The following is a 12,937-nucleotide window of genomic DNA, read 5'->3' as shown; positions in this document are numbered from 1 at the left end:
TTGATACTTAGAAATGAGAAAAACTATGCTCTCTTATTTTATGCGGCTTTATTAAATGGAACTGGTCACCGCTTTTCTCAAGTAGCCATTTTAGCTGCAGTGTATCAGCATTCAGAATCTGGTGCGGCAATCGGTTTGCTTATGGCTTGTCTCGTCGTTCCTGCCATTATAGCAGCACCACTTGCCGGAAAATTGTCGACTCGAACAAATAGCATCAAAGTATTAAAGATCATTGATGCGGTTCGGGCACCGGTAGCCCTTCTGCCGCTAATAGCAACTCCGGATACGCTATACATATTTTTTCTCGCTACAATAGCACTTGCTTTTGGGTCGGGGCTTTATCAGCCTCTTCGTACTGCAGCTATCCCGGCACTTGTCGAGCGAAAACATATCAGGCATGTGAATGGGATGGAACAGACTATGACAGGTATGACGCTAGTTGTTGGCTCCGTCAGCGCCGGAGTTATCGCACTTGTATTTAGTACTGGAATACTCTTCATCCTGCACGCTCTTTTACTTGGTGCAGCTTCCTTCATGCTTATTCGATGTAAAGCTGTAAGGAGTTTTAATTCTCATAAATGGGAGCAACGTAAATCGTTGCCGATTGCATTGTTTATGAAAGTGGCTCTCATGCGAACGCTGCTAATCATCATGCTGCTGATGCCACTTGCAAATGGAGTCGATAATGTCATCTTTAATTTATTTGCGCTGGAGGTCTATCGTGCAGGTGATTTTGGAGTCGGCATCATGTACGGAGCACTTGGAGCTGGGTTGATGCTCAGTACGTTGTTTGCAGGTATGATGAGAAATAAAATGATAGCATTAGGTGTCATCATGATTGCATTAGAAGGTGTTGGCCATTTGCTGTTAAGCACTTCATCTTTTCTGACAGTTGGTGCATTAACTGCAATAGGTATCACCTTCGCTGCCGGTATAAGCAACATTTGTTTTGATACTGTTATGATGAAAGCCTTCCCTGAAGACAAAAGAGGACCGCTTTTTGCGATGCTCGCGATGGTGCAGCAAGCTTCAATGGGAGTAGCTATGATCACCGCAGGCGTTTTATCAGAGTTGTTTACACCTGCCCAACTAGCTGCGGGAGTTGGGGTCAGCTATCTTCTATTTTCCGTCTTGTTTGCTATCCTTTTTCAAACGCATTCAATAAAACATTCCATGCGAATGCTGCGGCGATCTTTCTGATAGAATGGAAGAAAGTGGAGAGGAAGGAATGTCAGAATGTGTTTAAACACTTATTTAACAAAAGGGAATTTCGTGAAATCATATCGATGAAACAGGAGGCATTCAGCAGTGAGGATTATTTTTATGTAGCGAGCAGCTATGACGCCACCGGATTCGAAAGGGAAGCAATAGATTATTATGAAAAGGCTCGAGCTTTAGTTATACCAGCTCATGTAGAACGAAATTTGTATGTGCAGCTTGGCAGCTCCTATCGAGCAATTGGAGAGTATGAGAGCGCGCTGTCTATTTTAAATGAGGGTCTCTCAATCTATCCGAATTACAAACCGCTTCAGCTGTTTTTAGCAATGACCTATGTAAATTTGAAGCAGGAGAATAAATCACTTGAAATATTACTGAAGCTTGCATCGCATGGAGAAGATTATGAAGAAGCTATTCGTTTTTACAGTACTAGAATACACGAAACGTGGTGATGACGTGTGAAGATAGTGAAAAAGGATTTATTCATTCCGGCTGCCCATCATCCGTTTCCACTTCCGGATGATCGTTTTCCGATACATATGTGGAAGACCGGAGCTCAAAGAGATGAAATGAACTATATGAATCTTTTCAGCCCCCACGAAGCAAAAGCCGGGGAGGTGCTGAAAGAAATTGGCGTAAAAAAAATACCATCATAAACTATCCTTAGAGGACTTAACAAAGTTCAAGCTGCAAAAAACCTTTGTCTTATCTCCGGCGCTAGGCATTCCTCATTCTATGTATACCTATTTGATAACGAAGCTGGTTGCCGCAGGTAACAGAGTTGTGACGGTAGGCTCACCAGCAGATGCTATGTTTTCGGTGTTATCAGATGGTACTTGGATTTCCCAGCCGGAAGCAATGCAGCATGATACAGAGGAACTTTATCAAAGACTTCTTTCATACAGAGTCATACAGCTGCAAGCTGTCATAAAATGGCTGAACGGGGAAAACGAGGATCAGTCTATTACGATAGTTGGCCATTCCATTGGTGGAGCTGCAGCATGGATAGCAGCGAATGACGTGTCAGGGGGATTGCAAACACAATTGATGGATCCAAGCTTGCAGCTTCTCTCCGCGAGAGATCTAACGACTCGAAAAGCCCCCTGCCTCATATTACATCAAGAACAGGAAGAAGAAGCATGTAAGCTGGTTGAACCGGCCAAAAAGCTTGTTGATTCGTCGCTTAAAATGGAGCCGGTAAAAGGAGCCGATCATCTTAGCTTTTGCGATCTTCCCCTCCTTTTTGGAAATAAGCAAGCTGCTTATGTACACCAACAGGTTTGGAAAACGATCACGGAATATATGCAGCAGGCTAATTAAGTAAAAGATATGATTAGCGACAGTATAAACAGAGGATCGCATGAAAGTTATCAAGCTGCGGCTGAACCTTTTCATTTGGACGGTTAAAGTTTTCATTCTTGTCTTCAACCTTTTCATCCTCAGTGGGCAGCTTATCATTGTTATCAAACGGCGTGCGCTATAACGAAAAACGTATCATTTGCCAAGATGAAGATTTCATTTCAAATCGAAAGTTATCATTCGATAAAAATGCGCCTATGTTTATGAAGGTTGTTGCGTGATGAATAAAGAAACGTCCGTCCGATAGTAGGTTTGAAGCGGGTTGAACAGAGGCAGGCGCAGCCTGCAGAGGTCGATAACGGGGTTGACCTTTCAAGAAAGTATTCAACTTTTGCGGCTAACGTATTAACCTCGCCTGTCATTTATTCAACTTTTCCTTCAAAAGCTTCAAGAACGTCTGTCATATGTTTACGAGCTTCAACTTAAAACTGCTATAACGAATAAACGTTCAACTGTCGGGCGAAAACATTCAACTTCCGCAGGAAAACGTTCAACATTGCCAAAAAGCGCCTTCAGTTGGATTGCTTCCGGGAGCCGGAAGCTTCCGATCAGGCAGTAAACGTGCCATTTGGTGTTTCTATGCATCAAAAAAGCAGCCGGCAGGGGGAGCCGGCTGTCTCTGCTAAAGCTGCTTTAGCATCTGGCGGAACGTAAAGAGATCCGTGTTTGCGTCGATGCTGACAAATTCGATGCCGAGTGCGTCGGCGAGGTCAGCTGCCTGGTGCCTCGTCGCACTGAACGAGAGCACGGTGTGATGGGCACCGCCTGCATAAATCCACGCTTCGGCGGACGTGCGGAAGTCGGGCTTTGGCTCCCACAGCACTTTCGCTACCGGGAGCTTGGGCGTGCTTTCAGGAACGCGTACGGCCGTCACATCGTTTGCAATCATGCGGAAGCGGCCGCCCATATCGACGATGCTGACGTTAACCGCCTCGCCTTCAATGCCGTCAAAAATGAGCCGGGCAGGATCGTTTTTACCGCCAATGCCAAGCGGGTGAACGGCGATCTCAGGGGAATTTGCAGCAATTGTTGGACAAACTTCCAGCATATGGGATCCGAGCACCTGCGTGCCTTCTGGCGTAAAGTGGTACGTATAGTCTTCCATGAAGCTTGTCCGGTCGTTGCCGGTCATCGTTTTCATCATGCGCAGAAGAGCGGCTGTTTTCCAATCACCCTCGCCGGCAAAGCCGTAGCCTTTCTCCATTAAGCGCTGGACGGCCAGGCCGGGAAGCTGAGGCACGCCGTGCAAATCTTCAAAGGTTGTTGTAAACGCATGATAGCCGTTTTCGGTCAGCATGGCTTCGATGCCAAGCTCGATTTTCGCCTGCTCCCAGACCGATTGCCGGAAAGATGCATCATCTGACTTGGCTGCCGGAATCGAATAGCGGTCGCTGTATTCGTCAAAGCGCGCCTGAATGTCCTGCTCTGAAAAACGGTCTGCAGCATCCGCGATATCACCGATGCCGTAGCCGTCTACGGTCCAGCCGAAATCTTTCTGCGCCTGAACCTTGTCACCTTCTGTGACGGCGACCCCGCGCATATTATCGCCGATGCGCAGCACCTTCAGCTGACGGCTTTCCTGCACGGCCGTCATTGTCCGCATCCAGGACGCGATGTCCTGCTGAATCGCCTCATGCTTCCAGTGGCCTGCAATGACGCGACGGTTCAGTCCGAGGCGCGTGCAAATAAAGCCGAATTCCCGATCGCCGTGCGCAGACTGATTCAGGTTCATAAAGTCCATATCAATCGACTGCCATGGGATCTGTTCATGGTGCTGGGTATGAAAATGAAGCATTGGCTTGCCGAGCTCCATCAGTCCCTGAATCCAGCGCTTGGCTGGAGAGAAGGTGTGCATCCATACAATCACGCCGGCACAGCTTTCGTGCTCGTTTGCCTCGCGAATTGCTCGCGTAATCTCTTGCTCAGTCGTCACGAGCGCCTGGGCTTTAACAGGGAAGGGGAGTGTCTCTGTCAGATGACCAGCGACTTCGTTCGCCTGACTGTTCACCTGATCGAGTGTTTCGGGACCGTATAGGTGCTGACTACCTGTTATCATCCAAAATTCACTGTTACCGTTCAATGCTGCCACCGCCTGCTGGTTCTGTCGTTTGTGTTTTCGTTCGTCCGCGCAGCAGATTCTTCATAAGGCTGCTGCTGCGTCCGAAATAATCGTGCAGTTCTTTATAAGCGCTGTACAAATCACGGTACGCATCGCGCTTCTCGAGTGACGGCTGATACACGTCATCTTTTACTCGTGCCATGCGTGCTGCCGCATCGGTGATGGTTGCAAACCCGCCGTTTTCTTCACCGGCGGCGACTGCTGCAAACATAGCGGAGCCGAGTGCCGGCGTCTGTACGGAATCGGCTGTATAAATCGGCCGTTCTGTTACATCCGCGTATATTTGCATAAGCAGCGGGTTTTTCCGGGGAAGTCCGCCGCAGGCATATAAATCGTTCACCGGCACACCGGACTGATGCAAGGTTTCTACGATCTGCTTGGTTCCGAAGGCGGTTGCCTCGAGCAGGGCGCGGTATAGCTCTTCCGGTTTCGTCTGAAGGGTCATACCGATAAACAAGCCGGAAAGCTGGGTATCAACGAGCGTGGAGCGGTTGCCGTTCCACCAGTCTAGCGCGACAACGCCGCTTTCACCGGGCTCAAGCTTTGCTGCTTTTTCTGTCAGCAGCTCATGAATCGACAGGCCTTTTTCTTCAGCTTCCTCGGTGAGGGAGGCTGGCACACACGTATCAACAAACCAGGCGAAAATGTCTCCAACTGCCGACTGGCCGGCTTCGTAGCCGTAGTAGCCGGGTAAAATGCCGTCTTCCACAACCCCGCAGATTCCCTCCGCATATCTCTCCTCTTTTCCAAGCAGCATATGACAGATCGAGGTTCCCATCGCCATCACCATGCTGCCTTCTTTTACAACGCCGACTGCGGGGACAGAAACGTGCGCATCGACATTGGCGACAGCAACCGGCAAGCCCTCCGGAAGGCCTGTTCTGTCTGCGGCAGAGGCGGTGATCGAGCCGGCTTTCGCGCCTGGCGGAAGAATCGGCCCCTTCAATTTCCCGGAGACAAGGTTTTCAAGCTTTGGATGAACGGATGCGAAAAACGAATCAGGCGGGAAGCCTTCTTCTTTATGCCAAGCGGCTTTATAACCGGCCGTGCAGCTGTTGCGTGTAAAGGTGCCGGTAAGCTGGGAAATGACCCAGTCAGCAGCTTCCACAAATTTATCTGCCTGGTCATAAATGTGAGGTGCTTCGTCCGCAATTTGATAGGCTTTCGCGAGCATCCATTCAGACGACAGCTTGCCGCCAAAGCGGTTAATAAAGTCTTCTCCCAATTCCGCTGCACGTTCATTCAGCCGGTCTGCATGCGGCTGGGCAGCATGGTGCTTCCAAAGCTTCACCCAGCTGTGCGGATCGTTCTTATACGCTTCCTTCAAGCAGAGCGGCTGATCGTGTTCATCTACCGGGAGCATCGTGCAGGCGGTAAAATCAATACCGATGCCGGCAACCTCATTAGGGTCGGCGTCCGCAGCTTGGATAACAGCGGGAACGGACGTATACAGTACATCCAAATAATCCTGCGGATGCTGCAGCGCCCATTCATGACCAAGCTTCGTGCCGTCCGTAAGCGCTGTATCCATCACGCCGTGAGCATATGGTGTTACGTGCTCCGAAAGCTCTTGGCCATCCTTCAGGGAAACGAGGACGGCTCTTCCTGATTCCGTTCCAAAATCGACGCCTATTGCATATTTTTTCATCGGCTTTCCTCCTTTCCAGTCTGCCCGTAATAGGCATGACTGCCGTGTTTTCGTGAGAAATGCTTGTTGAGGAGCTCGGGCGATATGCCGGACACATCCGGCTGAAGCGCTTTTGTTCGCGAGCCCATTTTGGCCGTTTCCTCAAGTACGACGGCATGATAGACGGCATCAGCCGGACTCGCTCCCCACGTAAACGGTGCGTGACCGTGAACAAAGACAGCTGGAACCTCCAGCGGGGAAATTCCGTTTGCTTCAAATGTTTCCGCAATCACGTTTCCGGTCGCAAGCTCATAATCACCGCTGATTTCAGCAGCGGTCATAGGTCTCGTACATGGCACGGCTCCATTAAAGTAATCGGCATGAGTCGTACCGAAGACGGGCAGGTCCATGCCGGCCTGTGACCAGCTGGTGGCCCACGGCGAGTGGGTATGTACGATGCCGGCAATGCCGGGAAAGCGGCGGTACAGCTCCAGATGGGTCGGGGTATCAGACGACGGACGGAGTTCGCCTTCAACGGTGCGGCCGTCAAGATTCACCACGACCATCTTATCAGCCGTCAGCTCGTCATAACCCACCCCGCTCGGCTTTATTACCATCAGCTTCGATTCCTCATCAAAACCGCTCGCATTTCCCCACGTAAATGTCACGAGTTCATGGCGGGGAAGGGCGAGGTTTGCTTCGAGCACATCTTGTTTCAGCTGTTCAAGCACGACGCTTCCTCCTTTCGTTTGCTAAAAGATTCAGCCGGCTGCAGTTGCTTTCGCAAAGCCGGCTGAACGGTAGGGTTATTAATCCATGCGTGGACGAATGCTTTCTTCTGCCTGCTCAAGCGCTTCTTCCGGCGTCTGGGACTGTTCACGGATTACGTTAAACATGATGTTTGTATTAATCTCGTCCAGTACATCCGGAGTATGCTGCGTAATATTAACGCCTTCTACTTCATCCCGGATGTCCAGGAGAAGGTCGAAGATATCATCATTAAAGTACTCATAAAATTCACTGTCCGCCTGAATTTCTTCCGTATCCCAAACGTCCCAGCGCGGTGGATCAAAGCCTAGCTGCGTCCAGAGGTTAATGTTGCCTTCCTCTGACATTTTGGCAAAGTAGAGGAATTCTTTTGCCAGATCAACATCATCTGACTGGCTAGTTACAGCTGTACCTGTTCCGCCCATCCCGACGGTACGTGCATCATCATCGTCAAAGACCGGCATTGGACGAATTTCCATTTTACCCTCAAGGTCCGGCATCTCCGCCAGGAAGTTGGACATAAAGAAGAGCGGCATCACCGTGGAAGCAGCACCTCCGCTGTTCATAAACCCGTAGTATTCCTCAGAATGATTCTCGTCACCTGGTGTGATCTGGGCAATTTCGTATTCGTTAACGAGATCAGACATGAACTGCAGAGTTTCGATGTTTGTCTCATTTGCAAGTGTCAATTCATGATCATCATTGAAGAAATCAGATCCCTGCTGAGCAACGAAAGGCCACAGGCCGTACCAGTTAGCAGACACTGTTGTCATCGGAACGCCAGTCGCTTCCACAACCTGCTGGCCGGCTTCTACATAGTCATCCCACGTATGAATGTCATCGATGTCGACGCCTGCTTCATCCATGATCTCCATATTATAGTAGACGACGGTTGCGCCTAAGTGAGTTGGTGCTCCGTAATAGTTTCCGTCCTGCGCATAAATGTCCAGCCGTTCGGTGATAAACTGATCGAGCTCGTCTTCGATTAAATCGTTGAGCGGCTCGAGTTGAATGTCGCCGACAAGAAAGTTAGGGAATCTGGCAATTTCAATGTCGACAATATCCGGAGCGTCAGAACCGGACTGAAGTGCCAGGAGCAGGTTATTGTGCATTTGATCAAACGGATATACTTCCGCCGTCAATTGAATCGGATTATCTTCGTTCTCTTCGTTCCAACGCTCAGCTGCATCCTCAAAAAATTCGGAATGCGTTTCAGCGAACGTCCAGAAGCTAAGCTCCGTTGCACCTTCAATGTCATCCCCGACAACTGCCGTTTCTTCTGCCTCTCCGCCGCTTGCATCTGCATTATCTCCATTACCGGCGTTGCCATCTTCGTTACCGCCGCCTCCGCAGGCAGCTAAAAACAGAGCAGAACCAATCATAGAAGACAGCCAAAGACTCTTTTTCATTCCACTTCCTCCTTCAATGTCATGTCAGCGCTTTCAGAACAGCGCCAAACATGCTGATGTGTTGGGTGCAGGACAGATGCGAAATAGTTCCTTCAATATCGTCCTGCGCATTCAACGAAGATAATTCATTGAATAAATTATTGATTAATTAGTATTTTATTTTAGTTATGCGTACAAGTCAATTAGAAAATAATGTGACAAATAAAATTGAAAAAAGATGAGTTGGGGTAGAAGCACTGATGCAAAAGGGTTGAAACCATGAATGAATTATGAAAATAAAGAAATAAAAAATTCTGAACTTGCGAATAAAGCAAGAATAAAATATAATTCTCACATATACATACGTACAGGTTGTACGCATATGTAACCGTTTTAGTTATAGGAGTGAGGTGGGGTAAAGCGAGTCATCTATCAGAATAGTTTGAACCTTGCAGTGTTACATAGCTACTTAGTTCACTCAATAACTAAAGTGGTGTAGATTGAAAAGGAGGGTCATCAATGGAACGAACTGCCGAACGAACGGTGGAGAAGAAAAAGCGCTCGAGTATTTTGTATTCAAAAACAGCAGCTCCGTATATTTTTGTTTCTCCATTTATTTTGTCATTTCTGGTGCTGTCGCTTTATCCATTTATCAGTGCAATTAATATGAGCTTTCAGCGCGTCTTGCCGGGACAGACAGAATATATCGGGTTTTCAAACTTTGAAAGGGTATTCAATCCGGTCTTCTTTACGGCCGTTCAGAACACGACTATCTACGTGATCTGGACCGTAGTAATTTTGACGCTCATTCCTATGCTGTTTGCGATTTTCTTAAATCACAGACTGATTATGTTTACAAACGTATTCCGGGCAGCAATCTTTATTCCGGCACTGACGTCTGTTATCGTAGCCGGTACCATTTTCCGGATGATTTTCGGAGAATCTGATATGGCATTTGCAAACCAAGTGCTTTCCTTTATCGGACTGGAGACACAGGAGTGGCGATACAGCGCGGCAACGGCTATGTTTCTTATGGTCGGTCTTGCTTCTTGGCGCTGGATGGGGGTCAACGTTCTTTACTACCTGGCGGCCCTCCAGAATGTTAGCAAGGATTTATATGAAGCAGCAGATATTGACGGAGCAAACGCCTGGCAGAAGTTCCGTAACGTGACGTTTCCGGCGATCAAGCCAATCTTCATTTTCCTCTCTACGATTACGACGATTAACGGCTTCCGCATGTTTGAAGAGAGCTTCGTTTTCTTTGAAACGACTTCACCGGGTAACATTGGTCTGACGATCGTCGGCTATATTTATCAAGAGGGGATTCAGCGCAACGACATGGGCTTCGGGGCAGCAATTGGTATCGTACTGCTCGGCATCATCTTCGTTGTCAGTATCATTCAGCTCTATGTCACCGGAGCGTTTAAGAAGGAGGATTCATGATGGATAAGAAGCTGACTCCGAAAGAAAAAGGCATCCGCCTGCTGCTCGTCCTGATGTTCAGCTTTATCTCGCTTGTGGCGCTGTTTCCGGTCATCTCGCTCGTAGTCGCGTCATTCAGTCCCTCAACGGACCTGATGCGCTTCGGGCTGACGGCCGAGCTGTTCTTCAGCGGGTTTACCGTAGAAAACTTTGAGGTTATTTTTGGAGGGGAAGCTGGAGCATACTGGCGCTGGTACGTGAACAGCCTGATTGTATCCGGCGTACTGATTGTGCTGTCGCTTTTCTTCTCTTCCATGGTCGGCTATGCGCTGGCTTTATATGAATTTAAAGGGAAGCGCTTCATTTTTATTCTCGTTCTCCTTATTCTCATGATTCCATTCGAGATTATGATGCTTCCTCTTTACACGATGATGGTAAACCTGCGGCTTGTTGACACGTATTTTGGTGTGATGCTGCCGCTGATTGTCGCACCGATCGCGGTCTTCTTCTTCCGCCAGTACTGTCTCGGCCTTCCGAAGGAACTGATGGAGTCAGGACGCGTAGACGGCTGTACCGAGTTTGGGATCTTTGCGCGTATCATGGCACCTCTCATGCTGCCCTCGTTTGCAGCGATGGCGATTTTACAGGGACTTTCCAGCTGGAATAACTTCCTCTGGCCGCTCATCGTGCTTCGTTCCAATGATATGTTCACGCTGCCGGTAGGACTGGCGACGCTCTTGACACCTTATGGCAACAACTATGAAATTCTTTTCTCCGGCTCGATGATGGCGATCATTCCGATTATCGTCCTCTTCCTGTTCTTCCAGCGCTTCTTTATTGCTGGTCTGACATCCGGAGGCGTCAAAGGATAATAGCGAAAGGAGCACGAGTGCATGACGGCGAAAGTAGAAGAAGCCCTCCGGTTTATCAGTCGGTTCGCGTGGCTTAACATGATCTGGATCGGCTTTACGCTGCTCGGAGGGGTTTTACTCGGGCTGTTTCCAGCTACCTACGCCCTGTTTACAATGGTGCAGCGCTGGGTGCGCGACGGTGAACAGGACGGTGTAGGGAAACAGTTTAAGCAGGTGTATAAACATAAATTCTGGCAGGCAAATGGTGCTGGGTGGCTGCTTGCAGTCATTGGTGCCGTGCTGTTTATCAATTATCAGGTGATCGTCAGTGCCGGGGGGAGCCTGCCGCTTCTCGTCGTTCTCGCATTTCTGTTCGTGGTGAGCTTCTATGCACTGATGCTGGTGATGATTTTTCCGGTCTGGGTGTTTTACCAGGGCGGGATTGTGCAGGCGCTTGGCTATACGGCGCGGTTTATTCTCGGCAGACTGCATGTCGCCATCGGGTTTGCTGTAATCGTTTGGGGCGGCGTTTATCTGTCGCTCGCGTTTCCAGCGCTGATTCTCTTCTTTTCGGGGAGCGTGCTGGCGTATATGCTGGCATGGTTTTTAAACCGCTCGATTGAACGGCTGACAATGAAAACACAAGTAAAGCAGGAAGGGTGGCAGCAATCATGACCAAACAAGCGAACGTCATGCTCGATAAGCGTGCCGTTATTGCAAATATAGACGAACGAATTTACGGATCATTCATCGAGCATATGGGAAGAGCAGTGTACGGAGGTATTTACGAGCCAGATCATCCAGAAGCAGACGAGCAGGGATTTCGAAAGGATGTGCTGGAGCTCGTGAAGGATCTGCAAGTGCCGATTATCCGCTATCCGGGCGGCAACATGGTGTCTGCCTATAACTGGGAGGATGGGGTTGGACCGAAGGAGGACAGGCCGCGACGGCTCGAGCTTGCCTGGCAGGTGATTGAAACGAACCAATTCGGCACGAATGAATTCGCTGACTTTGCCAAAAAAACGAATTCAGACGTCATGATGGCGATCAACCTCGGCACGCGCGGAATTGATGCAGCCAGAAATCTGGTGGAATACTGCAATCATCCGTCCGGTTCTTACTGGAGCGACCTGCGCCGCTCGCACGGCTATGAAGCACCGCACAAGTTTAAAACGTGGTGCCTCGGGAATGAAATGGACGGTGACTGGCAGATTGGCCAGAAGACAGCGGTCGAATACGGACGGCTTGCAGCAGAAAGCGGAAAAGCGATGCGCCAAGTCGACCCTGATATTGAGCTGGTCACGTGCGGCAGCTCGGGCTCCGGCATGCCGACGTTTCCGGAATGGGAAGCTGTGACGCTTGAGCATACGTATGACGTCGCCGACTACATTTCGCTCCATCAGTATTTTGGCAACCGCGACAATGATTCGCAAAACTACCTGGCGAGCACGATGGAGCTGGAGCATTTTATCAACACGGTCCGTTCGGTTTGCGATTACTTAAAGGCCAAAAAACGAAGCAAAAAAACGATGATGCTGAGCTTTGATGAGTGGAACGTCTGGTACCACTCAAACGAAGCTGATGAAAAACTGGAGCGCTGGCAGCAGGCACCGCCGCAGCTGGAGGACCGTTATAACATGGAAGACGCGCTGCTTGTGGGCGGGATTCTGATTACGTTTTTAAAGCACGCCGACCGTATTAAAATGGCCTGTCTCGCGCAGCTCGTGAACGTGATTGCTCCGATCGTGACGGAAAACGGAGGAGGCTCCTGGAAGCAGACGATTTATTATCCGTACATGCACGCTTCCGTATTCGGACGAGGAAAATCGCTTCACACCGTATCAGCCTCGCCGAAGTTTGATACGAAGGACTTCACCGATGTGCCGCATACGGACTCTGCTGTCGTGTACCGGGAAGAGGAAGAAGAAGTGACGATTTTTGCGTTGAACAGGCATACGGAAGAGGACATCCGCGTCCACTACGCGCTGCATGATTTTGAGGGCTACGAGGTAGAGGAGCATATCACACTCCACCATGAAGACCTGAAGGCAGGCAATTCGCTGGCGCAGGAGAACGTCAAACCGGCTCTCAGCCAGGCACACACATGGGAAGAACAGGAGCTGCAGGTGGAGCTGAAGCATGCGTCCTGGAACGTGATTCGTCTGAAGCGCCGCACGTAAATCAT

11 protein-coding genes are annotated in these 12,937 nt (G+C 49.4%); 7 read left to right on the top strand and 4 right to left on the bottom strand.

From position 1 onward, the window contains the following. The 3 genes from ACSZLD_RS00285 (at window position 1) to ACSZLD_RS00275 (ending at window position 2,538) form a co-directional block, all read left to right on the top strand. A complete protein-coding gene (locus tag ACSZLD_RS00285; protein WP_444683907.1) occupies window positions 1-1,200 on the top strand; it encodes an MFS transporter in 1,200 nt (399 codons plus the stop codon). A gap of 38 nt (window positions 1,201-1,238) precedes the next feature. Continuing rightward, window positions 1,239-1,670: a tetratricopeptide repeat protein gene (locus tag ACSZLD_RS00280; protein WP_444683906.1), complete on the top strand. Its 432-nt coding sequence runs from the start codon at window positions 1,239-1,241 to the stop codon at window positions 1,668-1,670. A 283-nt stretch (window positions 1,671-1,953) separates the two neighbouring features. Continuing rightward, entirely contained in the window at window positions 1,954-2,538 is a 585-nt protein-coding gene (locus ACSZLD_RS00275) for a lipase family protein (RefSeq protein WP_444683905.1), read from the top strand. 661 nt (window positions 2,539-3,199) lie between these two features. Here the strand turns inward: ACSZLD_RS00275 and araA are convergent. From araA to ACSZLD_RS00255, 4 genes are all read right to left on the bottom strand, one after another. Further along, the gene (gene araA, locus ACSZLD_RS00270; RefSeq protein WP_444683904.1) at window positions 3,200-4,657 is read right to left on the bottom strand and encodes an L-arabinose isomerase; all 1,458 of its coding nucleotides are present in this window, start codon (window positions 4,655-4,657) and stop codon (window positions 3,200-3,202) included. Next, on the bottom strand, window positions 4,647-6,344 hold the full coding sequence (locus tag ACSZLD_RS00265) for a ribulokinase (protein ID WP_444683903.1): 1,698 nt from the start codon (window positions 6,342-6,344) through the stop codon (window positions 4,647-4,649). Before ACSZLD_RS00265 ends, araA begins: the two co-directional genes overlap by 11 nt. Then, window positions 6,341-7,054: an L-ribulose-5-phosphate 4-epimerase gene (locus ACSZLD_RS00260; RefSeq protein WP_444683902.1), complete on the bottom strand. Its 714-nt coding sequence runs from the start codon at window positions 7,052-7,054 to the stop codon at window positions 6,341-6,343. The genes ACSZLD_RS00265 and ACSZLD_RS00260 overlap by 4 nt, the downstream gene beginning before the upstream one ends. Window positions 7,055-7,132: 78 nt before the next feature. Continuing rightward, complete coding sequence (locus ACSZLD_RS00255) at window positions 7,133-8,500, bottom strand: ABC transporter substrate-binding protein (protein ID WP_444683901.1); 1,368 nt, start codon at window positions 8,498-8,500, stop codon at window positions 7,133-7,135. 498 nt (window positions 8,501-8,998) lie between these two features. Here ACSZLD_RS00255 and ACSZLD_RS00250 point away from each other — a divergent pair, with 498 nt between their 5' ends. Genes ACSZLD_RS00250 through arfA form a run of 4 tightly spaced genes read left to right on the top strand, consistent with a single transcriptional unit; the run spans window position 8,999 to window position 12,932 of the window. Continuing rightward, window positions 8,999-9,922 carry a carbohydrate ABC transporter permease gene (locus ACSZLD_RS00250; RefSeq protein ID WP_444683900.1) on the top strand — a complete coding sequence of 308 codons (924 nt, stop codon included), beginning with the start codon at window positions 8,999-9,001 and terminating at the stop codon, window positions 9,920-9,922. Beyond that, complete coding sequence (locus ACSZLD_RS00245) at window positions 9,922-10,773, top strand: carbohydrate ABC transporter permease (protein ID WP_444683899.1); 852 nt, start codon at window positions 9,922-9,924, stop codon at window positions 10,771-10,773. The genes ACSZLD_RS00250 and ACSZLD_RS00245 overlap by 1 nt, the downstream gene beginning before the upstream one ends. Window positions 10,774-10,794: 21 nt before the next feature. Then, on the top strand, window positions 10,795-11,427 hold the full coding sequence (locus ACSZLD_RS00240) for a YesL family protein (RefSeq protein ID WP_444683898.1): 633 nt from the start codon (window positions 10,795-10,797) through the stop codon (window positions 11,425-11,427). Beyond that, window positions 11,424-12,932, top strand: coding sequence for an arabinosylfuranosidase ArfA (arfA, locus tag ACSZLD_RS00235; RefSeq protein WP_444683897.1), 1,509 nt, complete (start codon window positions 11,424-11,426; stop codon window positions 12,930-12,932). The genes ACSZLD_RS00240 and arfA overlap by 4 nt, the downstream gene beginning before the upstream one ends. The last annotated feature ends 5 nt before the right edge of the window (window positions 12,933-12,937 follow it).

Source organism: Alkalicoccus luteus (assembly GCF_052061695.1).
Classification (GTDB): Bacteria; Bacillota; Bacilli; order Bacillales; family Salisediminibacteriaceae; genus Alkalicoccus; species Alkalicoccus luteus.
This window is presented reverse-complemented; position numbering and strand designations above follow the sequence as displayed.